Genomic DNA, 23,705 nt, shown 5'->3' with positions numbered 1-23,705 from the left:
CATACTGCTTCCGCGGTCGCTCACCCTTAAGAAATATCTGGATTTGCGGGCCGGCGCGCGCCCTTGCGCTCAGTGCAAGGGCGCGTCCGCCTGGCGGGGGCGCCCATGTTCGAGCGGGTGGGTGCTGGTGAAGCGCAGCCTTGCCATCTGCTCGGCCGCATCCGATAGCAAAGCGCTCGCGTTGGCCATGGCCTGCTCGACAGTGATCGGGCCGGGCGCCAGGGAAAAGCAACCCGTGAAATGTGTTCCTAGCGCCGGCAGCGCGGCGGGGTCGATGGCGCCGCAAAGCAGCGAGGCGGGCACCCCGCAGGCAAGCGCGCGCTGGCAGGCGATCAACGGTGCCTTGCCGCTTAGCGTCTGCACATCGCTGCGCCCCTCGCCGGTGATCAGCCAGTCGGCGCCCGCGAGCGCGCCATCGAGGTCTATGCAGTCCGCCACGATGTCGGCGCCCGGGCGCATCTGCGCGCCAAGCATCAGCAAGGCGTAGCCGAGGCCGCCCGCGGCTCCCGCGCCTGCCGCGTTGCTGGCGCAGCGCCCGAGCGCCGGCTCCAGCAAGCTCGCGTAGCCGGCAAGCGCGGCATCGATGGTATCCACATCCTGCGCTTGCACGCCCTTTTGCGGGCCGAACACGGCAGTGGCGCCGTGCGGCCCGGTCAGCGGGTTGGTGACATCGCACATCGCTACCAGCCTGGTGGAGGCCAGCCGCGGGTCGAGCTGGCTGGCATCGATCGCCGCCAGCTGGGGCAGCGCGGCGGGCGTGGGCGGGATGTCGCGGCCCTGCGCATCCAGCAAGCGCAGCCCCAGGCCATGCAGCAGGCCGGCGCCGCCATCATTCGTGCTGCTGCCGCCAAGGCCGACGAAGATCTCGCGCTTGCCCAGGTCGAGCAGGGCCTTGATGGCATCGCCGAGGCCGGTCGTCGAGCGCTGCGCCACGGGGCATGCCATGCCCGCCGGATCGGTGATGCCGACGATTTCCGCGGATTCGATCACGGCGCGGTCGCCCGCGAGCAGCGCTACCGTGGCGATGTGCGCGGCGCCGTCCGCTCCGCGCACCTTGATGCCGGCGCGCTGGCCGCCGGCGGCCAGCATCGCGTCGATGGTGCCTTCGCCGCCATCCGCCATCGGGCGTTGCCGGATCGTCGCGCCGGGCAGCGCGCGCCGGATCCCGGCGGCGATGGCGGCTGCGACCTGGTCGGCCGCAAGGGAGCCCTTGAATGAGTCGGGGGCAATGACAATGATGGGATCGGGAAGGCTAGGCATAGGCGAGGCGGGGTGAACGGCGCTCACCGCAGGGCAGACGCCATACCGAGGAAAGGGGAAAAGTGGGGAAAGGCCATCGAGCGGCAGCAGGTACCGCCCGATGGCAAAGACTGCTGGCTAAGTCGTGCCCTCAATCCTTCTTGGCCGCGACTTCATGGTTGGCCATCAGCTCAAGCGCGCGGACCAGTGCGGAGTGATCCCAGTCCGAGCCGCCATGGCTTGCGCAGGCATTGAACAACTCCTGGCAGGTGGCCGTGTTCGGCAGCGACACGCCCATCTCGCGCGCGTTCGACAACGCAAGGTTCAGGTCCTTCTGGTGCAGCCCGATGCGAAAGCCCGGATCGAACGTCCGCTTGATCATGCGTTCGCCGTGCACTTCCAGCACCTTGGACGAGGCAAAGCCGCCCATCAGCGCCTGGCGCACACGCGCCGGATCCGCGCCGGCCTTGGAGGCGAACAGCAGGGCCTCGGCAACCGCCTCGATGTTCAGTGCCACGATGATCTGGTTGGCCACCTTGGCGGTCTGCCCCGCACCGTTGTCGCCCACCAGCGTGATGTTCTTGCCCATCAGCTCGAACAGCGGGCGCACGGTCTCGAACGTTGCTTGCGGGCCGCCGACCATGATCGACAGCGTGGCGTTGCGCGCGCCGACCTCGCCGCCGGACACCGGCGCATCCAGGTACTGGCAGCCAAGCGCGTTCACGCGCTCGGCAAACCCCTTGGTGGCAATGGGCGAGATCGAGCTCATGTCGACCACGATCTTGCCGGCGCTCAGCCCGGCGGCAATGCCGCCGTCGTTGAACAGCGCGGCTTCCACATGCGGCGTGTCCGGCACCATCAGGAAGATCACGTCCGCGCGTTCGGCCACTTCCTTGCCGGAGTGGCAAGCCACGCCACCACTGTCCAGCAGGGATTGCGGCACGCCGCTGCGGCTGGACAGGCTGACTTCGTGCCCGCCGGCGATCAGGTTGGCGGCCATCGGGGTGCCCATGATGCCAAGGCCAATAAATCCAAGCTTCACTTTCGTTCTCCGTTAGTCGATCTCAATGGCATCGCTTGCCGCCGGACGCCTGCGCAGCGGGCACCGCGATGCCGGTGCCTCAAATCTCTTGTCTTGATACTGCCTGAAACGCTGTCTGAATCGCCGTGTGAGATTCCTGACCCCAAAACGGGGCCGGCTCAGTATCCCGATATTTCGCCGCCGGCTGCCTGCCCGTCGCGCATCTGTGTCACCACCTGCCGGGCACCGGCCGCCATCAGGCGCGCATCGGAGCCAACGGTGACGAACTGGAAGCCTTGCTCGATCCTGCGCAATGCCGCTTCCGGCGCGCCGTTGTGGATGCCGGCGACCACGCCGTGCGCCTTGGCGCGGGCCACCACGTGCGCGATCGCCTCCGCGACGGGCGGATCGACATCGTCGAAGGTCGGGCGGCAGCCGAGCGCGAGCGACAAGTCGGACGGGCCGATATAAACCGCATCGAGCCCTTTGACCGACAGGATGTCGTCCAGGTTATCCAGCCCCTGCCTGGTCTCGATCATCGCGAAGACGACGATGGTTTCGTTGGCGCGCTCGGGATAGTCGGGGCCGCCATACAGCATGCCGCGGATCGGCCCGAAGCTGCGCGTGCCCATCGGCGGGTAGTGGGTGGCGGCGACCAGACGCTCCGCGTCTTCGCGCGTGTTGATCATCGGGCAGATCACACCGTATGCGCCGGCGTCGAGCACCTTCATCAGGATGCCTGGCTCGTTCCAGGGCACGCGCGCCACCGGCATGGTGTCGGTGGTGGAGATCGCCGTGAACAGGCTGAGGGCATCGCGGTAGTCCAGCGCGCCGTGCTGCAGGTCCACCGTGAGGGAGTCCCAGCCCTGGTGGGCCATGGTCTCCGCGGCAAAGCTGCTGGGGATGGACAGCCAGCCATTGACGACGGCTTGGCCGTTCGCCCACATGGTCCGTATCCGGTTCTCGCGCATTGTGTCTCCTGTGGCCCGACTCATAAGTTATCGTACAACGTGGGGCAAGTATAACCCGCGCAGGCACGTCGTCAAGCGAAGCGGCAAGGTTAAGGCCGGTTTGAGGAAAGTTAGTGCGCTCGGAGCGGCGCGAGCTAGGCGGGAAACGTGCTGAGGCTATGACATGGCTCGCGGTGAGCCACGTCATAGTATGTCTTGATGATGCAATGCGTCTTAACGCTTGCCCACGCGGAAAGCGATCTCGCCGACACCCGCCACACCGGCGGTCACTTCGTCGCCGGGCTGCAGCGCGCCGACGCCTGCCGGCGTGCCCGTGAAGATCAGGTCGCCAGGTGCCAGGGTCACGCTTTGCGACACATAGGCAATGACGTCGGCCACGGGCCAGATCAGCTCGTTCAGGTCGCCTTCCTGGCGCGTCTCGCCATTGACCTTGAGCCACACGTGGCCTGCGCCGGGATGGCCGATGCTGGCCACGGGGTGCAGCGGGCCGCAAGGGCCGGAGGCGTCGAAGCCCTTGGACCAGTCCCACGGACGGCTCATCTTCTTGGCGGTGTCCTGCAGGTCGCGGCGGGTCAGGTCCACGCCCACGCCGTAGCCCCACACCAGGTCGAGTGCTTGTTCGGGCTTGATGTTCGCGCCGCCCTTGCCGATCGCCACCACCAGTTCGATCTCGTGGTGCAGGTTCTGCGTGAGCGGCGGATATGGCACCGTGCCCTCGGCGGCCACGACGGCGTCGGCCGGCTTGGTGAAGAAGAACGGCGGATCGCGGTCCGGGTCATTGCCCATCTCGCGGGCGTGCGCGGCGTAGTTGCGGCCCACGCAAAACACGCGGCGGATGGGAAAGCGGGCGCTGCTGCCGGCCACGGCGACGCTTGCCTGTTCGGCGGGCTGGATAACGAATTCGGTCATGTCTGGGTCCGTTTGTGACGAAAGCGGGGAGGGATTACTTTGCGAAGACCTGGCTGATGTCGCCAAAAGCCTTGAACTCCAGCGCGTTGCCCGACGGATCCAGGAAGAACATCGTCGCCTGCTCGCCGACCTGCCCCTTGAAGCGCACATGCGGCTCGATCACGAACTGCGTATTGGCAGCGCGCAGCTTCTCGGCCAGCGCTTCCCAGGCATCCATGGACAGGATCGCGCCGAAGTGGCGCACCGGCACCTCGTCGCCGTCGACGGCGCTGGTGGCACGGTGGCCGCATTCTTCCGGCGCGAGGTGGGCGACGACCTGATGGCCATAGAAATTGAAATCGATCCAGGCGTTCGAGCTGCGGCCTTCGGGGCAGCCGAGGAGCTCGCCGTAGAAGCGGCGGGCCTCTTCCAGGTCGTTGACGGGGAAGGCCAGGTGGAACAACGGGGTTGCGCTCATCAAAGGGGCTCTTGTCTCTTGTGCGTGGGGGTTGTCGGTGTGTTGCCGAGTTTGATTGTAATCAGCAGAAGTCGTAATATGAAACGAATGATTTCTGTGCTCAGCATCAAAAATTTAAATATGAATCACGTCATGCCGCCTGTGATTTGCACATGACCCCCGCATGATCCCAACATGACCCCCAAATGATCCGTAAATGATCCGCTACTTCCGCACCTTCCTTGTGGCGGCCGAGACCTCGTCCTTTTCCGCCGCCGGCACACGCCTTGCCCTCACCCAGTCAGCGGTGAGCACCCAGATACGCCGGCTGGAGGAAGACCTTGGCTGCACGTTGTTCGACCGGGCCGGCAAATCGGTCGCGCTAAGCGAGGAGGGCCGCAAGCTGCTACCGGAAGCCATGCGCTTCGTCGAGCTATACGAGTCCATGAAGGGCCGCGCGCATTCCGCCTCCGACACCACGCCGCTGGAGCTTGGCGCCGTTTCCACCGTGCAGGCCACGCTCCTGCCCGGGGCCATGAAGCGCTTTCGCACCGGATATCCCAAGACGCACGTCAACATCGTCCCCGGCATGTCGACCCAGTTGCTGACCCAGGTCGATGCCCGCGAGCTCGACGTGGCGGTGCTGATCAAGCCAAGGCTCGGCATTCCGCAGGAACTCAAATGGGTGCCGCTGATGCGCGAGCGCTTTGTCGGCATCGCACCGGCGGGCTCGCCGCGCGACTTGAAGGCGGTGCTGGCGGCCATGCCCTTCATCCGCTACAACCGGCATTCCATGGGCGGGCAGCTGGTGGACCGCTATCTGCGCCGGCACCGGCTGTGGGTGGAGGAAGGCATGGAGCTGGATGAGCCCGCCGTGATCCTGCAGATGGTCGACGAAGGGCTGGGCTGCGCGATCATTCCGGCCGCGCTGGTGCCGCTGCAGGCCGCGCGTCACGTTGTGGAGATACCGTTGCCCGGCGAACCCATATTCCGCGAGATCGGCGTGCTGGTCAGGCAGTCGTCGCTCAAGCGCGCGTCGATGGCAGCGCTGATCGATGCGCTTGTCGCCGAGGCCGCGCGCACAACATGATGCCCTTGCCCGGGCCGCGCAAACGTTGCCGCATCCTAAAAAAAAAGCGCCCCGCGCGGCGGGAGCGCACGCGGGGCGACCAGGACAAATTGGCGGCACCCGCAAGGGCGCTGCCGGACCAGCAAATCTTCAGATTCTCAAAGTTCCGGATTCCAGTTCATCATGTCTGCTGCACCGGCGTGGGCCGGGGCCTTGTTCCATGATGGTTGCGACGCTGTGGCACCTTGTCGCGTTTCGCGAGGTGCGGCGGCATCTTAAGCAGCGGGAAGAGGGATCAATGCGAGGAGGAGCAGGGCCATTGCGGCCTTATCCCGGCTTTAGGAATGGTGGTGCTGCCCGTGGCCGGCGAGGCGGGAGCGGGGAGGGCGGATGAACTGCCGCGTGCGCCACCTGGCGGGCGGCTGGCGCGGCAATTCGTCGCATATTGGTGCACATGCCGCGCATGCGCTGTCATGCCTTTCAGCGCGCAGGCATTGATTCCGCCAGGCTGGCCAGGAAGACTTGTCGCAGGGCCACAACAGGCGCAACCCATTTATCGTCGACTACCGCGGCCGGGCGCAGGCTGGCGTCGAGCCAAGCCTTGGGCACCACTTGCCGGCCATTCCACTTGCCGGCGGCCAGCATCTGGCACTGGCCAGTCGCTGCCCGCGTTTGCGAACGCGGTGTTGTTCGCGCCGCTGGAGCATAAACAGGATCAGGCAGCCGGGGGCTCGCCCTGGAGAAAGCGCGCAGGGATGGCGTCCTTGATCGGGAACATGTGGAAGTAGGGGCGGGCCTCGGCCAGCACCCGCGCAACCGAAGGACGAGCCACCAGCCGCTCGAAATATGCGGCCAGGAGCGGATGCGTTTGCGCGAACGGCACCAGCATTGCCGCGTAGAACAGCGCGGGTTCCGCGGCGCAGTCCGCCAGCGTGAAGTGCTCGCCGACCATCCAGGTGCGGCCGGCCATGCGCTGCTCGATCATGTCGTAGGCAGTGCGCAGCGCGGCTCGCGCGTCTGCCACGCCGCGTGGGTCGCGCTCTGCCTCGGCCCGTAGCTGGTCGCCCACGATCTTCTGCATCGGCAGGTGCACGTAGAGGTCGAAGATGCGATCCCATAGCCGCGTCTCGCGGCGCTCATCGTCGTCGGCCGGCAGCAGCGCTTGCGCGCCCGGGTAGTGCTGGTCGAGGTAGTCGATGATGATCGTGGTTTCCGGGAGCGTCACGTCGCGGCTGTCGTCGCGCAGCACCGGCATCTTGCCGATGGGCCAGAGCGCCAGGAACGCGGCGCGCGAGTCTTTGTCGCCAAGGTTCACCACAACGCCGGAAAAAGGCGTCTGGTTTTCGTAAAGCGCGATCAGTACCTTGTGGCAGAACGAAGACAGCGGATGGTAATGAAGCGTCAGGGCCATGATGGTTGCTCCTTGCCGTAGTGCCCGCCTACGTGGTCATCAGCTGCGGCGGCCGCGGGCGCGTGGCCACCGCAAAGGCAATCTGCGCCAGCCCGGCGGCCAGACCCAGGGTTACGCCGATCTGCCACGCCAGGGTGTAAGAGCCCAGCGCATCGTAGACCAGCCCACCGCCAAACGCGCCGACGAAGCTGCCGATCTGGTGGCTGAAGAACGCCACGCCGCCCAGCATGGCCTGCCAGCGCAGGCCGAAGGTCTGCGCGATCCAGCCTGCCACCAGCGGCGCGACGCCCAGCCACAGGAAGCCCATCACGGCGGCAAACACCAGCGTGCTGCCCGGCGTGGGCGCCGACGAGAAGTACCAGGCCAGTGCCAGCGAGCGCACGCTGTAGATGCTGCCGAGCAGCACCAGCTTGTTGACCCGCCCGCCAGCCCAGCCAAAGAACAGGCTGCCCAACACATTGAAGCCGCCGATCACGCCGAGCGCCTTGGCGCTGAGCATCGGGTCCATGCCGCAGATGTCGAGATACGAAGGCAGGTGCGTGGTGAGGAAGACCAGCTGCATGCCGCACACGAAATACGCGGCGCCCATCACCAGGAACGCCTTGTTCCGCAGGGCCGCGCCAAGCGCCTCGCGCGCATTTTGCTGCACGGCGCCGGGCAACGTGGGCAGCGGCAGGCGATCCACCTTGCCCGCGTACCACGCGGCGGGCAGCATGACCAGCGCAAGCAGGATAAAGGCCACCAGGCCCACGCGCCAGCCGAACGACTGCGCCACCACCTGTCCGATCGGCGCCGCCACCAGCGCCCCGAGCGAGCCGGCGCCGGACACGATGCCAAGCACCGCGCTGCGCAATGCCGCCGGCACCGGCCGCGCGGCCACCGCCATGGCAATGGCGCTGCCCGTGCAAGCCATCGATGCGCCGATCGCCACGCCCGCGCCGAGCGTCACGCCTGCGATGCCGTGCGCCGTGGCCAGCAGCGCCAGCCCCAGCACATAGAGCAGCGAGCCGCTCATCATCAACGGCCGGAACCCCACCCGCGTGGCCCAGGCGCCGGCCATGGGCTGGAGCAGCCCCCAGGCCAGGTTCTGCACCGCGATCGCGATCGTGAAATCCGACACCGAGATGCCGATGTCCCTGGTCAGCGGGGGCATGAAGATGCCAAGGCTCTGGCGCAGGCCCATGGCCAGGCTCAGCATGACGGAAGCGCCGATCAGGATCGGCAGGACGGGGCGGAGGTCGGACAGGCGAGGGGGCACGGTGGAACGGTCTCTGTCTTTGTATTGTTGTTATTGTTTTCTTTTTGGTCGTGATCCGACCGGCACACCACGGGTAGCCGTGAAGCCACGTAGCCGTGAAGAGATATCGAATTGGATATCGATATGCGGGCCGATCAGATAACCCGGCCGAGGGTAAGTCCGGGTGCAAGCGCTGTCAATCTGGATATGGCAAAGGCTGGGTTTGGCTAGCCGGGCGAGGTCAAGGCTGGCGCACCGTCTCCCACAACCCCTCCATCATCACCGGGTAGGCCACTGGTGCCATGAGCCATATGGTTGGCCGTTTGGGGGAACCCGTCATGAAATCAAAGCGGGTATGCTTTGCCGGTGGCCAACTTTCCTGCATCCCCATGTCGAAAGTCCGCAAAAACGCCATCTCGCCCGGCTCGCTCTGCGTCCTGGCGCTTGCACTGTCCGGCTGCATTTCCCATTACCGGGTCGAAACCGGCACGCCCGCCGCCCGCATCCGGCTGGTGACCAACACGGACGACAACACGACCTTCAACGTGGTGGACGCCACCCGGTGCCCGAAGCCACCCAAGCCGCTTCTGCTGGGCGGCACGGGCAAGCAGTTGCCCGCGATGGGCACGGAGCGTGACCTGGCCATGGTGGGGATATCGCCGGAGCCGCCCGGCCGCACGCGTGAGCGGTGGCTGGTGGCTGGCCAGCGTATCTACCTCACGGCAGCGGCGGTTGCTGCTGGCGAGCAGCCCTATCGGTGCGCGGTGGGGGTTTCCTTTGTGCCGTTGCCGGGCTGGCAATACGAGTTGCGCTACCAGCGCAACGCGGCGGCGAAGAGTTGCACCGGGCAGGTGCTGCGGCTGGCCGGCAAGGACGGCCGCGAGTTCGAGCCGCAGCCCGATCCCACGCAGCTGGTCTTTCGCGGATTCGAGGCCGATGCCGTCTGCGCGGCGCGGGGCCCTTAGGGCTTGGCGGCCTCCACTGCCGGCATGACGCCCACATAGGGCGCATCGGTCAGCGTGCGCAGGAACGCCACGAGATCGTCGATCTCCGCTTCGGTCATGGCCGGCTTGGTGCCCGCGCGCCGGTTCATCGGCGTCGAGTTGATATTGATATTGCCCCGATACGCCGCCGGCACGTCATCGAAGGTCTTGCCGCCTTGATACCACTTGCCCGGGTCGGTCGAGCGCGTGTTGTAGAAGGCCACGGCATCGCGCAGCGTGGTGAACACGCCGTTGTGCATGAAGCTCTGGCGCACCGCGACATTGCGCAGGCCGGGCGTGCGGATATACCCGCACCATTGCTCCGGCTCGGGCCAGCGCAGGCGGCGGGCGGTGTCGCACAGGCCATTGTCGAAGCGCTTGGGATCACGGTTGGCGGCTAGCGCCCGGTTGCGGGGCACGGCAATCGCGTCATAGCCAAAATCCGTGAACAGCGAGCGCTCCGGCCGGCTGGCGGTGTCCGAGAGCGTGTGGCAGGTCATGCAGTTGCCCTTGTCCGGGTTCTTGAACAAGGCCAGGCCGCGGGCTTGCGCCGGCGCCAGCGGCGTGCGATGGCGCAGGTAGTCGTCAAAGCGGGAGCTGAACGGCGCCATCTCATCGCTCTGCAGGTAGGCCTCCAGCGCCTTGCCGAGCGCCAGCAGCATCTGCTCGGGATCAGTCTGCACGGTGGGGCCGAAGCGCGCCGCCAGCGCGGGCGCCAGCTCTGTCCCCTTGACCTTGCGCAGCAGGCTCGCCGGCGTGCCGTTGTTCATCTCGTTGGGATCGAGCAAGGGGCCGCGCGCCTGTTCGGCAAGCGTATCGGCGCGCCCGTCGGCGAACAGGCCGCCGAAGGGCGACGCGTAAGGTGCGTCGTCGTCCTGGTAGAAGTGCCGGCGCGGGATGTAGCGCACGTACAGCAGCGAGGGCGCGTTGCGCAGGCTGAAGCGCCCGGGCCGGCTGCCCTGGGGCACGTGCGGGCCTGCCAGCGACGCGGGCGATAGCGTCGGCGCGAAGGCACGCGCGGGGTCATGGCAGCCGGCGCAGGACATGCCGCGCGGCTCGGACAGGCGCGCATCGAAGAAGATGCGCTTGCCCAGCGCGGCCAGCGCCGGATCGGGCCGGAACACGGCGGCGGTGGGGTCGACCTTGGCGGCGACCTTGGGCGTGCCCTTGCCGATGGTGTCCACCACGCTGGCGGGTGGGGCGCCGGGCATCAGCACCACCCCCGGCGCGGGCGCTGCAAGCGCCGCGCCGCCAGCGCCAGCCGCAAGACAGATGGCGGCGAGGGCGGCGCTGGCGGCGCGCAGGGCCCCGATCACGGCGCCAGGAAGCCGGTCTTGTCGCAAGCCAGCGTATTGGAGGTTTGCACGCAGGTTGCCATCAGCTTGCCGGCCACGCTATACGCCTTGAAGGTCCAGCCGGTGGCCGGCGACGCATTGCGCTCCATCATCAGGAAGCCAAAGCTTGCGCTGTGCGTGATCTTGTCGATCACGGTGCCGGGCGCGGGAACCGTGCCGGGTGGCAGCGGATCGGGCAGCGCTACATCCAGGTTGTCGCCGCCGTTGCCCGACACGATGGTGGCCGGGTGGCTGGAGGCAAAGTTGATTGCCTGGAAGTCATGCACGTGGCCGTGCAGCGCCACTTGCACGCCGGGCGGGTAGTAGGCCTGGGCGTTGGCATTGCTCATGACCGATTGCAGGGCCAGGTTGCCCGGCGCCGGGTTGCTGCCCGCCACCGGCGCAAAGGCCAGGATGGGATGGTGGTTGGTGAACATGGTGGTAGTCATGCCCGGCTTGGCGGCCAGCCAGCCCACCGTCTGGAACTGCTTCTGGTAGGCGATGAACTGCGGGTCGGTGGTCGGCAGCGCGGCCTTGCCGGCCTTGGCCGAGTCGAACACGATGACCTGCGAGCCGGTGCCCAGCGCAACCGCATAGGGCTCGGAGTAGTTGGCGTTGCTGTCGTTGGCGGGGTCGTTGCAGGAGCGCGCGTCCGAGTACGGGCGCGGATCGAGGAAGCGGAACCAGCCCTGGCCGGCACGGGCGCATTCTTCATGGTTGCCGCGCACGACCACCCACGGCGCCTTGGCCATCAGTGCCGCGGCGGGCTTGAACAGATCGGCCTGCCAGGTATCCCAGCCATAGCCCCACGGCGTGCCCTGGCAGCCGGCGATGTCGGGCGGGCAGAGGTTTTCGCGGTAGTGGTAGTCGCCAATATGCAGCACCAGGTCCGGGTTCATGCCGGCGGCGGTGGTGGCCAGCGCGGCAAACGGCCAGGCGGTGCCATCGCTGCAAGGCTGGTAGGCGTTATCCGCCTTCTTCAGGCGGCAGCCGGTATCGGCCAGCACCAGCACGCGTTGCGGCTGGGCCTTGGGCAGCGGCAGCGTCTGGCCCGCCACGCTGGCAGCGGCGGCGCCGGCCGGCAGCGTGGCTTCGCACACGGAGACCGGGAAATCCGACGGTTTGGAGTCGGCCGCGGCGCTGGCGGTGGTGCGCTGCGCCATCGTGCCGGCACCGACCCGTAGCGCCATGCGTTGCTGCACGCCATCCACCGTCAGCAGCGGGCAAAGCGAATTCGAAGGCAACGCGCTGCCTGCGGCTACGGCCGGCGCGGCATAGCTGGTGATGACGCGCGCAATGGCCTGGTTGCTGTCGCCGATCTCGACCCACGCGGCCTGGATGTTGGCGCTGGCGCTGGGTGCATCGCCGGACGGCGTGACCGGCGCGGTGGCCACGGCGGCTGGCGCCGCGTCCGTGCTGTCGCTGCCGCAGCCGTGCAGCACGGCGGCCGCAGCCAGTACCGCGAGGATGGCGCCAGCGCCCACGCGCATGACGGGACCGGCTTGCCGGTTGGTATTGTGGTTATCCATTCTTATATTTCCCTGTTATCCCTGATTGCCAAGCGGAAATATACGGATGTGATGTTTCCGCACGATGAACGTTATGTGTCAGCCTGGCCGGCGTGGCGTTCCTTTGGCCTTGCGCGCGGCCCGGATGGCTTCGGCGGCGGCCAGTTGCAGCTCGCGTGGCAGCGCGGTGATGGCCGAGGCGAAGAAGCGGCGCTCCGCCGGGCGCAGCTTGCCGAGCAGCCCCGCCAGGCGCTCCACCGTGGCAAACGCGGCAGGCGTGGCACCGTGCTCGAAGGCGTGGAACCAGCTGGCCTCCAGCAGCAGGTTGGCGAGTGGCAGGGCGCCGTAATGCACGTGGCCGCTGTCGTGCTCGTCGAGCGCGAAGCTGGCCAGCGACGACCAGCTGATAAAGCCCTTGGCCCGCGCAAAGGGCGCATGGAAAGGGCGCAGCGCGTCCACCGCTTCATCCAGCAGCAGTGGCTGTTGCGCGCGAAACGCCTTGAGTGCCCCGCCGCCGTCCTGCGCGCAGTTGCCGCGCGCAATGCGCAGCAGGAAGATGATGTTCCACGCCGAGCCGCCCCCCACGCCAAAGCGGTCGCAGATCCATTCCGACAAGCCCAGCCAGCGCACGGCCTGGCGCTGCACCTGGCCCGCGGGCCAGGCGCGCCGGGGATCGATCAGTGCGTGGTTCCAGAACAGCCACAGGCAAAGCCCGAGGTTGGCCGCCACGTGCTGCGCGGCATCCACCGAGTCCGCCTCATAGGCTGCCTGCAGGGCGCCGGAGAAGCCTGCCACGGCCGCTTCGGCCGCTTGCCGCGCCGCCTCTGGCTGCGTTGCCATGTCGCGGATCGCCACCGTCTTGTGGATCAGCGCACCGAGGTTGAGGGTCTCGAAACGCACGCGCGGGTTGTAGCGCACCACGGGCTGCAGCGCGGGATCGGCGGCAAGGCCTTCCAGTTCCGCCTGCGCCGCCTCCATCTGGTTGCCCGCATAGCGCTCCCAGGCCCGCACCACGCGCGCCATCGCGGCGAAGGTGGGCACCGCCGTGTCCACGGTGCCGGTGCCCACGATGCGGTCAAAGCGCTGGAGCGCCGCGCGGCTGCGCGCAAGGTCGTCGCCGCGCCGCCAGGCCAGGCTCTCCTTGAGCAGCGCGAAGGCGTGCTGGAAATCGTCGGTGGCGCAGCGCTGTGCGGCGCGCAGGGCTTCCGCTACCCCGTTGCTGGCACCGCCACCCGCAACGCCGGCAACGCCCACACCGTCCTGCATGCCGCGCATGGCTTGCGTGAGATGGCTCCAGTAGCTGATATCGCGCATCACGTAGTCAACCGCGGGGTGGGCCGCGTCCGCTTGGGCGGCGGCGTGCTTCGCGCCGGCAGTGCCCAGCCCCACGAAGCGCGCCAATGCCACATCGCCAGCGCTGCGGCCATTCACGGTGAAGCGCACGCGCTTGCTGTCCGCCGGCTCGATCCAGAACGGCCCGCGGCTGCGGCGCGCCGGGTTGAGGCCCGCGATGCCCTGGCCCCGGTCGGGTCCCCAGCCCACCGGCACACCCCAGCGTGCGAAGTCGGCAAAGGCGCGCGAGACCATCATGCGGATATTGGCGGCATCGGGGAAGCGGGTTTGCAGATGCACCGCCGGCAGGCTGGCCCCGCGGTTGCGCGCGGCCGCGCAGACGGCGGCCAGCAGCCACAGGCTCTGGTAGCGCGCGGGCTCGCCGTTGACGAGATAGGGGGCGGATAGCTCGATGGCAAGGGCGGGCTGGTGCATGTGGGACGGTTGTGTGTGGGGCGTTGAAACGGGATTTTGCGCCGGCACTTTTTAGCGTGGCGTGTGGGAATTGTGCCATCCGCGCATGTGCTGAGGGTCATAAGTTACGCAGGTTACAGCCGGCGGGCTTGGCGTCATGCCGCCGCGCTCCTATGCTCCGTTTCGTGCGCCGGCCTGGCCGGCCAAATCGATCGCGCTCATAATCACGGAGATCATCTTGAAGCCAATCGCCATCTTTGCCGCGCTCTGCGCGGCGCTGTCCCTATCAACCGCCCGTGCGGAGCTGACGTGCACGGTCCTGGTGGATGCCAGTAGCGGCAAGCTGCTTAAGCAAGAGGGCACCTGCGACCAGCGCGTGACCGCGGCATCGACATTCAAGGTCCCGCTCAGCCTGATGGGCTTCGACGCAGGGCTGCTGGCCGATGAGCACGCGCCAGCCATGCCGTATCGCGAGGCGTATCGTGAGAGCAACCCGTCCAAGCGCGTCACCACGGACCCGCAGCGCTGGATGAAGACCTCGGTCGTGTGGTACTCGCAGCAGTTGACGCAACAGCTTGGCCAGGCGCGCTTCGGGCGGTACATCAGTGCGTTCCAGTATGGCAACGGCGATATCTCTGGCGACCCCGGCAAGCACAACGGGCTGACGCGCTCATGGCTTAGCTCGTCGCTGAAGATCTCGCCGCTGGAACAGGTTGCCTTTTTGCAAAAGGTGGTCAATCGCAAATTGCCCGTGACCGCGCATGCCTATGACATGACAAGCCGGATCATGGCGCTCGGCGAGTTGCCGAACGGATGGGCCGTTTACGGCAAGACGGGCACCGGCGCCCCGCGCCAGGCCGATGGCGCCGAGGACTGGAGCCACGGCTATGGATGGTTTGTCGGCTGGGCGGTGAAGGACGGCCGGAACGTCGTCTTTGCGCGCCTGATCCAGGATGAGAAGAAGGAGCCTGTCAGCGCAGGATTGCGCGCGCGCGATGCGTTCATGCAGGCGTTGCCGGGACTGTTGGGATCGCTCTGATGCAACCGCTCAATCACAGGAAAGGACCGATGACACATTGTCCCGCTCGCCGCACGCTGCTGCTCGCCGCCGCGACGGCCCCCTTCGCCGCAGCCTGCACTTCGTGGGCCGGCAGGACCGAAGGGAGCGTCGCGGCGCAAGACCGCCTGGCCGCGCTCGAATCCGCAGCCGGCGGGCGCCTTGGCATCGCCGCGCTGAACACCGCCAATGGCGCGCGGCTGAGTCACCGCGCCAGCGAACGCTTTGCGCTGTGCAGCACATTCAAGGTGATCGCCGCATCCGCCGTCCTGCAGCGCAGCGCAACGCAGGCCGGGCTGCTGCAACGGCGCATTGCCTACAAGAAGGACGAACTGGTCGCGTATTCCCCGATCACGGAGAAGCACCTCGGCGACGGCCTGACGGTCGCCGAGCTGTGCGCGGCCGCCCTTCAGTACAGCGACAACACGGCCGCCAACCTGCTGATGAAGCTGCTCGGCGGCCCTGCCGCCGTGACTGCGTTTGCCCGTGCGATCGGCGACGACCAGTTCCGGCTCGACCGCTGGGAGACCGAGCTCAACACCGCGCTGCCTGGCGACCCGCGCGATACGTCGACCCCGGCGGCCATGGCTGCTAGCCTGCAACGGCTCACGCTGGGCGATGCGCTGGGCGGGGCGCAGCGCGAACAACTGGTGGCATGGATGCGCGGCAATACCACCGGCGCCATGCGGATCCGCGCCGGCGTGCCGGCGGACTGGCAGGTGGCCGACAAGACGGGCTCCGGCGACTACGGCACGGCCAACGACATCGGAGTGGCATGGCCGCCCGGAAAGCCGCCCATTGTGCTGGCCATCTATTTCACGCAACCCGGCAAGGACGCCGCCTATCGCAACGACGTGCTGGCCTCGGCCGCGCGGATCGTGGCCGAGGCGCTAATCTAGGGCTGGCTCGCGGCCGCGAAGGTCAGGCCGAATTTGCCGAGGTACTTGGCCAGCCGGTCGCTGTCGTTGCTGCTGCTCTTGCCCAGCCGCGATACGGCAAACAGCGTGCGCCCGGCCTCGGCCTGGCTCTTGCTCCGGCGGCACACGCCTAGCACGTAGTCGAGCTGCACCAGGTCGAACGGGTCCGTGGCGGCCAGCACGGCGGGATCCAGGATGGCCTGCGCCAGCGCCTGGCCCTGCGCCTCCCCCTGCTGGGCGCCGTCCTGCCACGAGTCGATCAGCCGCGCGATTTCCGCGTCCACTACGCTGGCGTCGATGCGGCCGCTGTCGGCTAGCGTCATCATGCGCGTCACCGACGCGGCAAGGTCGCGGAAGTTGCCGCGCCAGCAGGCCTGCGGCGATACCGCAAAATCCAGCCAGGCCTGGCGCGCTTCCTTGTTGAAGCGCACCTGGCTGCCGAGCTCGCGCGCCTGGCGCACGAGCTCGTAGTCCAGGTTGGGCTCCACGTCCTCCGGGCGCTCGGCCAGTCCCGGCAGCCGGTAGGTCCACAAGTTGATGCGGGCAAACAGGTCCTCGCGAAAACGTCCGGCGCGCACCTCGGCGCGCAGGTCCCGGTTGGTGCCGGCGATCAGCTGGAAATCGCTCTGCACTTCCTTGTCGCCGCCCACCGGAAAGAAGCGCTTCTCCTCGATGGCTTTGAGCAGCATCGCCTGCTCGTCCAGCCCCAGCTCGCCGATCTCATCCAGGAACAGCAAGCCCTGATGGGCCGAGCGCAGCCAGCCCGTGCGCTCGCCCTGCGCGCCGGTGAAGGCCCCCTTGACGTGGCCAAACAGCGCCGACATGGCGCCGTCGCCGCGAATGGTGGCGCAGTTCACTTCCACAAAGCCGCCGCTGAGCTGGTGGCGGCCTTTCTTCAGCTCGAACACGCGCCGCGCCAGGAACGACTTGCCGGCGCCGGTCGGCCCGGTCAGCAGCACCGGCGCGCGCGAGCGCAGCACCACGCGCTCGATCTCGTCGATCATCTGGTTGAAGGCGGCGTTGCGGGTGGCAATGCCGGACTTGAGCAACGACACCGCATCCTGCTGCTCGCGCGAGAAGCGCGCGGCCAGCTGGTCGTAGCGGGACAGGTCGAGATCGATGGTGGCGTAGTGGCCCGGCTGGCCGCTGGCCTGCCGCAAGGGCGGCGAGGTCTGCAGCAGGCAGGCCGGCAGGTAGCGCGCCTCGGTCAGCAGGAACAGGCAGATCTGCGCCACGTGGGTGCCGGTGGTGATGTGCACCCAGTACTGCTCGCGCTCCGTATCGAAGCGGTAGCCGCGCGTGAACTCATGCAGCGAAGCATAGACCTCGCTGAAATCCCAGGGATCCTCCAGCGCCAGCAGGTTCAGCCTGACCTCCGTCTGCGGCGAGACCTTGGCGATGTCGGCCGCGACCTGCTCGGCCAGCGCCCGGTGGCGGCCGGTATAGAGCAGCTCGAAGCGATCCAGCAGCAGGTCTTCGTGCTGGCACAGCGCCACGCCGGGCCGCCATTTTTCCCAGCGCGCGGAGCCTTTGCCCCGGTCGAGTTGTGTGCCGATGAAGCCGATGACGACCTTTTTCATGTTCTCTGTATTTATATATATCTATATAAATATATAGATATTGGGTGTGGCAAACAAGCGGGAGATGGGGGTATTTTATGAAGGAATCCAATAAAAATCGTTATGAATCATTGGGTTATGTATTTTATGCTGCTTACCGGCAGCCCCTGGCACGCCGATTGCGAAATAGAGACCATCGAAGACGACGCAACCTTGTCTCCAGGGGAGAATGCAAATGGCAAATACCAATCTGTTCCAAAGCCTGCGTGGCCGCTTCCTGCCGCCGGCGGACGCGATCAACGAGGCGGGCGGCACTGCCTATGCCCTGGGACGCGAACATTGCCTGGCGCAGTACGCGGCAACGGGCTGCCTGAACGGCACCTTCTACGCCAGCGCCGAAGCGCAGCTCGACACCGTGATGGCGCTGTGCGAGGACGTGGATCCGGCCTTTATCGCCAAGACCGCCGTGTATTGCCGCGAGCGCGGCTATATGAAGGACATGCCGGCCCAGCTGTTGGCCACATTGACCGTGCGGGGCCCGCAGTACCTGCCGGCGGTGTTCGGCCGCGTGATCGACAACGGCAAGATGCTGCGCACCTTTGTGCAGATCCTGCGCAGCGGCGCGGCTGGGCGCAAGTCGCTGGGCACGCGGCCGAAGAAGCTGGTGCAGCAATGGCTCAACACGGCCGATGAGCGTGCGCTGCTGTCGGCATCGGTGGGCACCAGCCCGTCGCTGGCCGATGTGGTGAAGATGGTGCACCCGAAGCCGGCGCAAGCCTGGCGTGCCGCCTTCTTTGCCCGGCTGATCGGCAAGCCGTACGAGGTGTCGGCGCTGCCACCGGTGACGCAGGCCCTGGAGGCCTACAAGCTGGCGCGGGCCGAAGGGCGGCAGGCGCCGGTGCCGGCAGCGCCGTTCCAGATGCTGGCATCGCTGGACCTGGATGCCCAACCAGTCGTGGATGGATGCACGTCATGGCGAAACGGCCACGTTGCGGGAGTGGGAGCGTTTCAGGCAGCGCAATCCCAAGGCGCGGCTGGTGTGCCTGGATATGCAGCCCTACGCGTCCAGCCAGGCGCCGGAGCGCGACGACATCCTGAACATCGGGGGCTTCTCCGACTGGGTGTTCCAGATCGTCGCCGCCTTCGCCGCCGGGCAGTTGCAGGCTGGCCACTGGGTAGGCGAGATCTCGGCCACGGCGTTGTGAGGTTCTGAAATTTTGAAGTTGTGAAGTTCGGCGGTGACTGGCGAATGCCGGGCAGACTACATCCAAGGCTTGTCTGTCCTATCCCTTGTCGCTGGCTACCGCCCCCGAGCCTGCATACCCCAGCCGCCGTGCGTGGCGCCTGCGGTATGCGGACTCGCCACGAATGCTGGCCAGGATTACATCTGGTGATTGCCGGTTCAATTCCGGCCGCTGCGGCATACGCAGCGTAAATCCTGCCGATCCTTGTCGTGGCGATGCCGCATTGCCCTACGATTAGAGCGCCGGTTCCACAACCACTGGTCGCTCACCCTATTTGGTATCTTGCTGGCCAACCCCAGCGCAGTCCCGCCGCAAGGCAAAGAGAGATGAAGACATGAGCAAGGAGAATTACGACGTATTCCAGTCCGGCACCGGCCGCCCGGTCAAGATGTGGACCCACGGTGTGCCCGTCGATGACGGCGCGCGCGCGCAGCTCGCCAACACCGCGCAGATGCCGTTTATCTTCAAGCATCTGGCCGTGATGCCGGACGTACACCTGGGCAAGGGTTCCACCATCGGCTCGGTGATCCCCACACGCGGCGCCATCATCCCGGCGGCGGTGGGCGTGGATATCGGCTGCGGCATGATCGCCGTCAAGACCACGCTGACCGCCAGCGACCTGCCCGACAGCCTCGGCCCGCTGCGCAGCGCCATCGAGAAGGCGGTGCCGCACGGCCGCTCCAACAATCGCAGCGGGCGCGACAAGGGCGCCTGGGGCGACGTGCCGGATGCGGTGGACGCGAGCTGGGCCGCGCTGGCAGGTGACTTCGAGCGCATCACGCAGAAGTACCCGAAGCTGGCGCGCACCAACAACCGCAACCACCTGGGCACGCTGGGCACAGGCAACCACTTTATCGAGGTCTGCCTGGATGAGAGCCAGTCAGTCTGGTTCATGCTGCACTCGGGCTCGCGCGGGGTGGGCAATGCGATCGGCAACACCTTTATCGAGCTGGCGCAAGCGGACATGCGCCGGCACTTCATCAACCTGCCCGACCGCGACCTGGCCTACCTGGTGGAAGGCAGCGAGCACTATGAAGATTACGTGTTCGCGGTGGAGTGGGCGCAGCAGTATGCGCGCCGCAACCGCGAGACGATGATGGCCAACGTGCTGGACGCCGCGCGCGCCGTGATCGGCAAGCCCTTTGCCACGGAGATGGAGGCGGTGAACTGCCACCACAACTATGTGCAGAAGGAGCGCCACTTCGGCGAAGACGTGCTGGTGACCCGCAAGGGCGCAGTCAGCGCCAAGGCCGGTGAGCTTGGCATCATTCCGGGCTCGATGGGCGCGCGCTCCTACATCGTGCGCGGCAAGGGCAATGCGGAATCGTTTTGCTCCTGCAGCCACGGTGCGGGCCGCACGATGAGCCGCTCCGAAGCCAAGCGCCAGTTCTCGGTGGAAGACCAGCGACTGGCCACGCAAGGCGTCGAGTGCCGCAAGGATGCCGAAGTCATTGACGAGATCCCGATGGCATACAAGGACATCGACGCGGTGATGGCGGCGCAGTCCGACCTGGTCGAGATCGTCCACACGCTCAAGCAGGTGGTGTGCGTGAAGGGCTGAGGGCAGCAACCGCCGGCGGGGACGAACCTGTCCCTGGCGGCGCTGGCATGACAACAAGAACAGAAGAGTTTTCCGTGATGATTGAAATCGACGGCTCCTGCGGCGAGGGCGGGGGCCAGATACTGCGCACCGCGCTGTCGCTTGCCATGGTGACCGGCACGCCGGTGCATATCGCCAACGTGCGCGCTCGGCGCAGCAAGCCCGGGCTGATGCGCCAGCACCTGACCGCCGTGGTGGCGGCGCAGGCGATCAGCGGCGCGCGCACCGAAGGCGCGGCGATCGGCTCGACGGCGCTGACGTTCGAGCCGGGGCCCGTGCGCGCCGGCAACTACGACTTTGCCATCGGCTCCGCCGGCAGTTGCACGCTGGTGCTGCAGACCCTGCTGCCGGCGCTGTGGTCCGCCTCGGGGGACGACGGCTTCACGCTCACCCTGTCCGGTGGCACCCACAACCCCATGGCGCCCTCAGCCACCTTCCTGCGCGATGCCTGGCTGCCGCTGATGGCCCGCATGGGCGCGCCCGCCGGGCTCGCGCTGCGCCGCCACGGCTTCTTTCCCGCCGGCGGCGGCGAACTGACAGTGAGCGGACGCTCCGGCGCAGCCTGGCGCCCGCTGGCGCTGGACGCGCGCGGCGCATCCGGCAAGCCCGATGCACGCGTGCTGATCGCCGGCGTTCCGTTCCACGTAGCTCGCCGCGAGCTCGACCTCGTCGGCGAGCAGATGGGATGGGGCGCCAGCCAGTTGCACGTGGGTGGCTTGCGCCACGACGAAGGCCCCGGCAACGCCGTGCTGCTGACGCTGCCGCACGAGCACGTGACCGAGGTCTTCTGCGAGTTCGGCGAGAAGGGCCGCCCAGCGCAAAGCGTGGCCGCCGCCGCCTGCCGCCAGGCCAGCGCCTACCTGGCCGGCAAGGGTGCGGTCGGCCCGCACCTGGCTGACCAACTCCTGCTGCCAATGGCCCTGGCGGGCGGCGGCAGCTTCACCGTGAACGAAGTGACCAATCACGTGCGCAGCAATGCCGAGGTGATTGCCAAGTTCCTGCCGGTGGATATCGGGTTTGAAGCGGTGGCGGGGTGTACGCGGGTGGTGGTTGCGTGAGGGGGCGGGGCTGAAGGGCCGAGGGACTGAGGGCAACGCCCCATTCGCCCGTGGCGTCCCGCGGCCGTGTGCGCTCAGCGCGGCGCCGTGCCCCGCATCTGCCCGGGTGGCAAAAGGTTCCACTCGAGAATGGCGATGAATCCACCAGTGCAGGAGACGACGAAGCGCTCGCCATCGACATGGTCCACCACGCCCGGCGGCAGGTTGTGCGGTTCGCGCCAGGCATGGGCGTCGATGACGTGGACCACATTGCCGTTGATGCGCGCCAGGCATTCATGGCGCCCGAAGGCGCGCAGCATCGCGTTAATGCGCTCGGGCATCAGCGAAAAGTCGAGCGTACGGTCGGCGTCGGACCAGAAGGGGATGTAGGAGCCCGCACCCTGCGGCACGGCGTTTTTCCACAGGGCATCGAGATTGAAGGCCACTTCGTGGGCCAGGCGCGATGTGGCGCGCTGTACCTTCAGATCGAGGCTTTCATGCGTTTCGTCGGGGGCAATGTCGAACTGGCGCTGGGCCAGGATGTCGCCCTGATCGAAGTCCTTGCTGATCTTGTGGCAGCTCACGCCCCAGGTGGCGAGACCGTCCAGGATGGCCCGTGGCAGTGGATAGGGGCCGCGGCCCATCGGCAATGGCGAGGGGTGGAAATTGATGGCCATCGGGATCCGCGAGGCCCAGTCTCCGATGCGCCACGCGTAGCTTGCCACCACCAGCAAGTCACACCCGAGGTCGCGCAGGCCGTCGAGTGACCGGTCATTCATGGGTGAGAGCTGGATGTCGATCTTGCGGGCTTCCGCGCGGCCCAGGATGGCGTCGGTGCGATGCATGCGCCCGTCGACGCGGGCGGTGAACAGCTTCACCGGCTCCCATCCGTGCTGGACGAAGGCATCGAAGACGCCAATATAACGGTCGGACGCGGTGATGGCGAAGCGCTTTGGCGCAGCGGGTACCGCCACGGGTCGCACTGCGGCGGGGCCGAAGCCGGCGCTTGCACCGGTGTCGAGGGAGGGAGAGGGGGTGCTCAACGATCGATTCCTGAATCGTCGGGCGGCCCTGCTTGTAGCAAATGGATGCCGCTTCAGCAGGAAGCGAAGCGAAAGGACCCTGGCTGGAACCGCGGCCGCCGACACATCACTGTACGGCACCGCTGCGCAACGCTGCCAGAATCAATTTGAAACGGATTCTTAAAGCTCGGGGCGGGTCCGCCGAGACTTGGCCCTCACCGCCCAAACTGCCCCAACACCGTCGCCACCGTACTCAACCCGCCCTCGATCAGCCGCGCCATGAAGGTGCTCATCTGCGGCATGATCAGCATCATCATCAGGATGCCGCCGCCCAGCGTGACCGGGAAGCCGACCGCGAAGATCGACAGTTGCGGCGATGCGCGGTTCAGGATGCCCATGGCGAGGTTGAGCGTGAGCAGCGCGGCGATCAGTGGCAGCGCCAGCAGCAGTCCCGAGGAGAACACGGTGGCGCCGGAGGCGGCCACCGCTGCCCAGCCGGCGCCGGTGAGGGGCTGCGCCGCGATGGGCAGGCTTGCGAAGCTATCGGCGATGGTGGCCAGCAGCATCAGGTGGCCGTCCACGGCCAGGAACATCAGCATGGCGACCACATTGAGAAAGCGCGCCAGCACCATGGTCTGGCCGCCGGCGGAGCGGTCGTAGAAGGAGGCGAACGAAAGGCCCATCTGCAGGCCGATGGTTTCGCCGGCGAATTGCACGGCGGAGAACACCAGCCGCATGCTGAATCCCATCGCTAGCCCGATGCCTACCTCGTTGAGGATGATCAGGAAGCCTTCCAGCGAGTACACCGGCACCAGCGGCAGGTGGCCGATGGTGGGCGAGATGATCACCGCCATCAGGGCCGCCAGGCCAACCTTGGCGCGTCTCGGGATGGCCGACTCGCCAAACAGCGGGGCGGTGCCGATCAGGGCCAGCAGGCGGAACAAGGGCCAGAGGAAGGCGGCGATCCAGGCGTAGAGCTGGGCGGAGGTGACGGAGAGCACGGCGGCTTGTTGCGGCGGATACGGCTGTTGCGGCTATTGCGGCTATCGCGGCGTCAGAGGTTGCCCAGCGCAGCCAGGTGCGACGCCAGGCTTGTCCGACGCATCGGACGCATCGGACTCAATGCACCAGGGCGGGAATGCCCTGGAACACTTCGCGCATGTAGTCGACAAAGGTGTTGATCATCCACGGGCCGGCCAGCACCATGGTGGCGAACAGAGCCAGCAGCTTGGGGATGAAGGAAAGCGTCATTTCATTGATCTGCGTGGCGGCCTGGAACAGGCTCACCACCAGGCCGGCCACCAGCGCCACCAGCAGCAGCGGCGCGGACAGCATCAGGGTCATTTTCATCGCCTGGGTGGCGATGCTCATTACGGTTTCCGGCGTCATGGCGAAGGCCTTGGGT

Annotated in this window: 21 protein-coding genes; 7 read left to right on the top strand and 14 right to left on the bottom strand. The window is 67.1% G+C overall.

All coding sequences use genetic code 11. The annotated features are described in order from the left end of the window. Positions 1-69: 69 nt before the first annotated feature. From A9975_RS14615 to A9975_RS14595, 5 genes are all read right to left on the bottom strand, one after another. Positions 70-1,260: a glycerate kinase gene (locus A9975_RS14615; protein WP_183033403.1), complete on the bottom strand. Its 1,191-nt coding sequence runs from the start codon at positions 1,258-1,260 to the stop codon at positions 70-72. 130 nt (positions 1,261-1,390) lie between these two features. Beyond that, positions 1,391-2,281, bottom strand: a complete 891-nt coding sequence (gene glxR, locus A9975_RS14610) for a 2-hydroxy-3-oxopropionate reductase (RefSeq protein ID WP_183033402.1) — start codon at positions 2,279-2,281, stop codon at positions 1,391-1,393. Between the two features lie 158 nt (positions 2,282-2,439). Beyond that, positions 2,440-3,207: an HpcH/HpaI aldolase/citrate lyase family protein gene (locus tag A9975_RS14605; RefSeq protein ID WP_255503219.1), complete on the bottom strand. Its 768-nt coding sequence runs from the start codon at positions 3,205-3,207 to the stop codon at positions 2,440-2,442. A gap of 237 nt (positions 3,208-3,444) precedes the next feature. Continuing rightward, positions 3,445-4,140: a fumarylacetoacetate hydrolase family protein gene (locus A9975_RS14600; protein ID WP_183033400.1), complete on the bottom strand. Its 696-nt coding sequence runs from the start codon at positions 4,138-4,140 to the stop codon at positions 3,445-3,447. 34 nt (positions 4,141-4,174) lie between these two features. Then, positions 4,175-4,597, bottom strand: a complete 423-nt coding sequence (locus tag A9975_RS14595) for a VOC family protein (protein WP_150990449.1) — start codon at positions 4,595-4,597, stop codon at positions 4,175-4,177. A 196-nt stretch (positions 4,598-4,793) separates the two neighbouring features. Between A9975_RS14595 and A9975_RS14590 the strand changes: the two genes are divergently transcribed. Further along, positions 4,794-5,666, top strand: coding sequence for a LysR family transcriptional regulator (locus A9975_RS14590; protein ID WP_183033399.1), 873 nt, complete (start codon positions 4,794-4,796; stop codon positions 5,664-5,666). Between the two features lie 694 nt (positions 5,667-6,360). Here the strand turns inward: A9975_RS14590 and A9975_RS14585 are convergent. Both A9975_RS14585 and A9975_RS14580 read right to left on the bottom strand, forming a co-directional pair. Continuing rightward, a complete protein-coding gene (locus A9975_RS14585) occupies positions 6,361-7,056 on the bottom strand; it encodes a glutathione S-transferase family protein (protein ID WP_183033398.1) in 696 nt (231 codons plus the stop codon). Positions 7,057-7,084: 28 nt separating this feature from the next. Beyond that, entirely contained in the window at positions 7,085-8,254 is a 1,170-nt protein-coding gene (locus A9975_RS14580; protein ID WP_183033441.1) for an MFS transporter, read from the bottom strand. 428 nt (positions 8,255-8,682) lie between these two features. Here A9975_RS14580 and A9975_RS14575 point away from each other — a divergent pair, with 428 nt between their 5' ends. Beyond that, on the top strand, positions 8,683-9,258 hold the full coding sequence (locus A9975_RS14575; RefSeq protein WP_183033397.1) for a hypothetical protein: 576 nt from the start codon (positions 8,683-8,685) through the stop codon (positions 9,256-9,258). Here A9975_RS14575 and A9975_RS14570 read toward each other — a convergent pair. From A9975_RS14570 to A9975_RS14560, 3 genes are all read right to left on the bottom strand, one after another. Further along, a complete protein-coding gene (locus A9975_RS14570; RefSeq protein ID WP_370564663.1) occupies positions 9,255-10,589 on the bottom strand; it encodes a cytochrome-c peroxidase in 1,335 nt (444 codons plus the stop codon). The genes A9975_RS14575 and A9975_RS14570 overlap by 4 nt on opposite strands. Then, a complete protein-coding gene (locus tag A9975_RS14565) occupies positions 10,589-12,139 on the bottom strand; it encodes a metallophosphoesterase (RefSeq protein WP_255503218.1) in 1,551 nt (516 codons plus the stop codon). The genes A9975_RS14570 and A9975_RS14565 overlap by 1 nt, the downstream gene beginning before the upstream one ends. 78 nt (positions 12,140-12,217) lie before the next feature. Then, on the bottom strand, positions 12,218-13,885 hold the full coding sequence (locus tag A9975_RS14560; RefSeq protein WP_183033395.1) for a hypothetical protein: 1,668 nt from the start codon (positions 13,883-13,885) through the stop codon (positions 12,218-12,220). 217 nt (positions 13,886-14,102) lie between these two features. Here A9975_RS14560 and blaOXA point away from each other — a divergent pair, with 217 nt between their 5' ends. Both blaOXA and bla read left to right on the top strand, forming a co-directional pair. Then, positions 14,103-14,903 (top strand): class D beta-lactamase, encoded by an 801-nt coding sequence (blaOXA, locus tag A9975_RS14555; protein ID WP_255503230.1) that lies wholly within the window; start codon positions 14,103-14,105, stop codon positions 14,901-14,903. Between the two features lie 29 nt (positions 14,904-14,932). Beyond that, complete coding sequence (gene bla, locus A9975_RS14550) at positions 14,933-15,820, top strand: class A beta-lactamase (RefSeq protein ID WP_183033393.1); 888 nt, start codon at positions 14,933-14,935, stop codon at positions 15,818-15,820. Here bla and rtcR read toward each other — a convergent pair. Next, a complete protein-coding gene (gene rtcR, locus A9975_RS14545; protein WP_183033392.1) occupies positions 15,817-17,418 on the bottom strand; it encodes an RNA repair transcriptional activator RtcR in 1,602 nt (533 codons plus the stop codon). The two genes, bla and rtcR, sit on opposite strands and share 4 nt — an antisense overlap. A 214-nt stretch (positions 17,419-17,632) precedes the next feature. On the opposite strand from rtcR, the gene A9975_RS14540 reads away from it, so the two are divergent. The 3 genes from A9975_RS14540 to rtcA all read left to right on the top strand — a co-directional run bounded on the left by A9975_RS14540 (position 17,633) and on the right by rtcA (position 21,299). Continuing rightward, entirely contained in the window at positions 17,633-18,610 is a 978-nt protein-coding gene (locus tag A9975_RS14540) for a hypothetical protein (protein WP_255503217.1), read from the top strand. Positions 18,611-18,975: 365 nt separating this feature from the next. Next, a complete protein-coding gene (locus tag A9975_RS14535; RefSeq protein WP_183033391.1) occupies positions 18,976-20,202 on the top strand; it encodes an RtcB family protein in 1,227 nt (408 codons plus the stop codon). 77 nt (positions 20,203-20,279) lie between these two features. Beyond that, the gene (rtcA, locus tag A9975_RS14530) at positions 20,280-21,299 is read left to right on the top strand and encodes an RNA 3'-terminal phosphate cyclase (protein WP_183033439.1); all 1,020 of its coding nucleotides are present in this window, start codon (positions 20,280-20,282) and stop codon (positions 21,297-21,299) included. Positions 21,300-21,373: 74 nt separating this feature from the next. Here the strand turns inward: rtcA and A9975_RS14525 are convergent, their stop codons facing one another. From A9975_RS14525 to fliQ, 3 genes are all read right to left on the bottom strand, one after another. Then, positions 21,374-22,321: a methionyl-tRNA formyltransferase gene (locus A9975_RS14525; protein WP_183033390.1), complete on the bottom strand. Its 948-nt coding sequence runs from the start codon at positions 22,319-22,321 to the stop codon at positions 21,374-21,376. Between the two features lie 194 nt (positions 22,322-22,515). Next, a complete protein-coding gene (gene fliR, locus A9975_RS14520) occupies positions 22,516-23,301 on the bottom strand; it encodes a flagellar biosynthetic protein FliR (RefSeq protein WP_183033389.1) in 786 nt (261 codons plus the stop codon). 118 nt (positions 23,302-23,419) lie between these two features. Beyond that, on the bottom strand, positions 23,420-23,689 hold the full coding sequence (gene fliQ, locus A9975_RS14515; RefSeq protein WP_043353410.1) for a flagellar biosynthesis protein FliQ: 270 nt from the start codon (positions 23,687-23,689) through the stop codon (positions 23,420-23,422). Between the last annotated feature and the right edge of the window lie 16 nt (positions 23,690-23,705).

This window comes from Cupriavidus sp. UME77, assembly GCF_014170355.1.
In the GTDB taxonomy this organism is placed as follows: domain Bacteria; phylum Pseudomonadota; class Gammaproteobacteria; order Burkholderiales; family Burkholderiaceae; genus Cupriavidus; species Cupriavidus basilensis.
The sequence above is the reverse complement of the archived record's forward strand: the minus strand, read 5'-3'. Positions and strand labels throughout refer to the sequence as shown.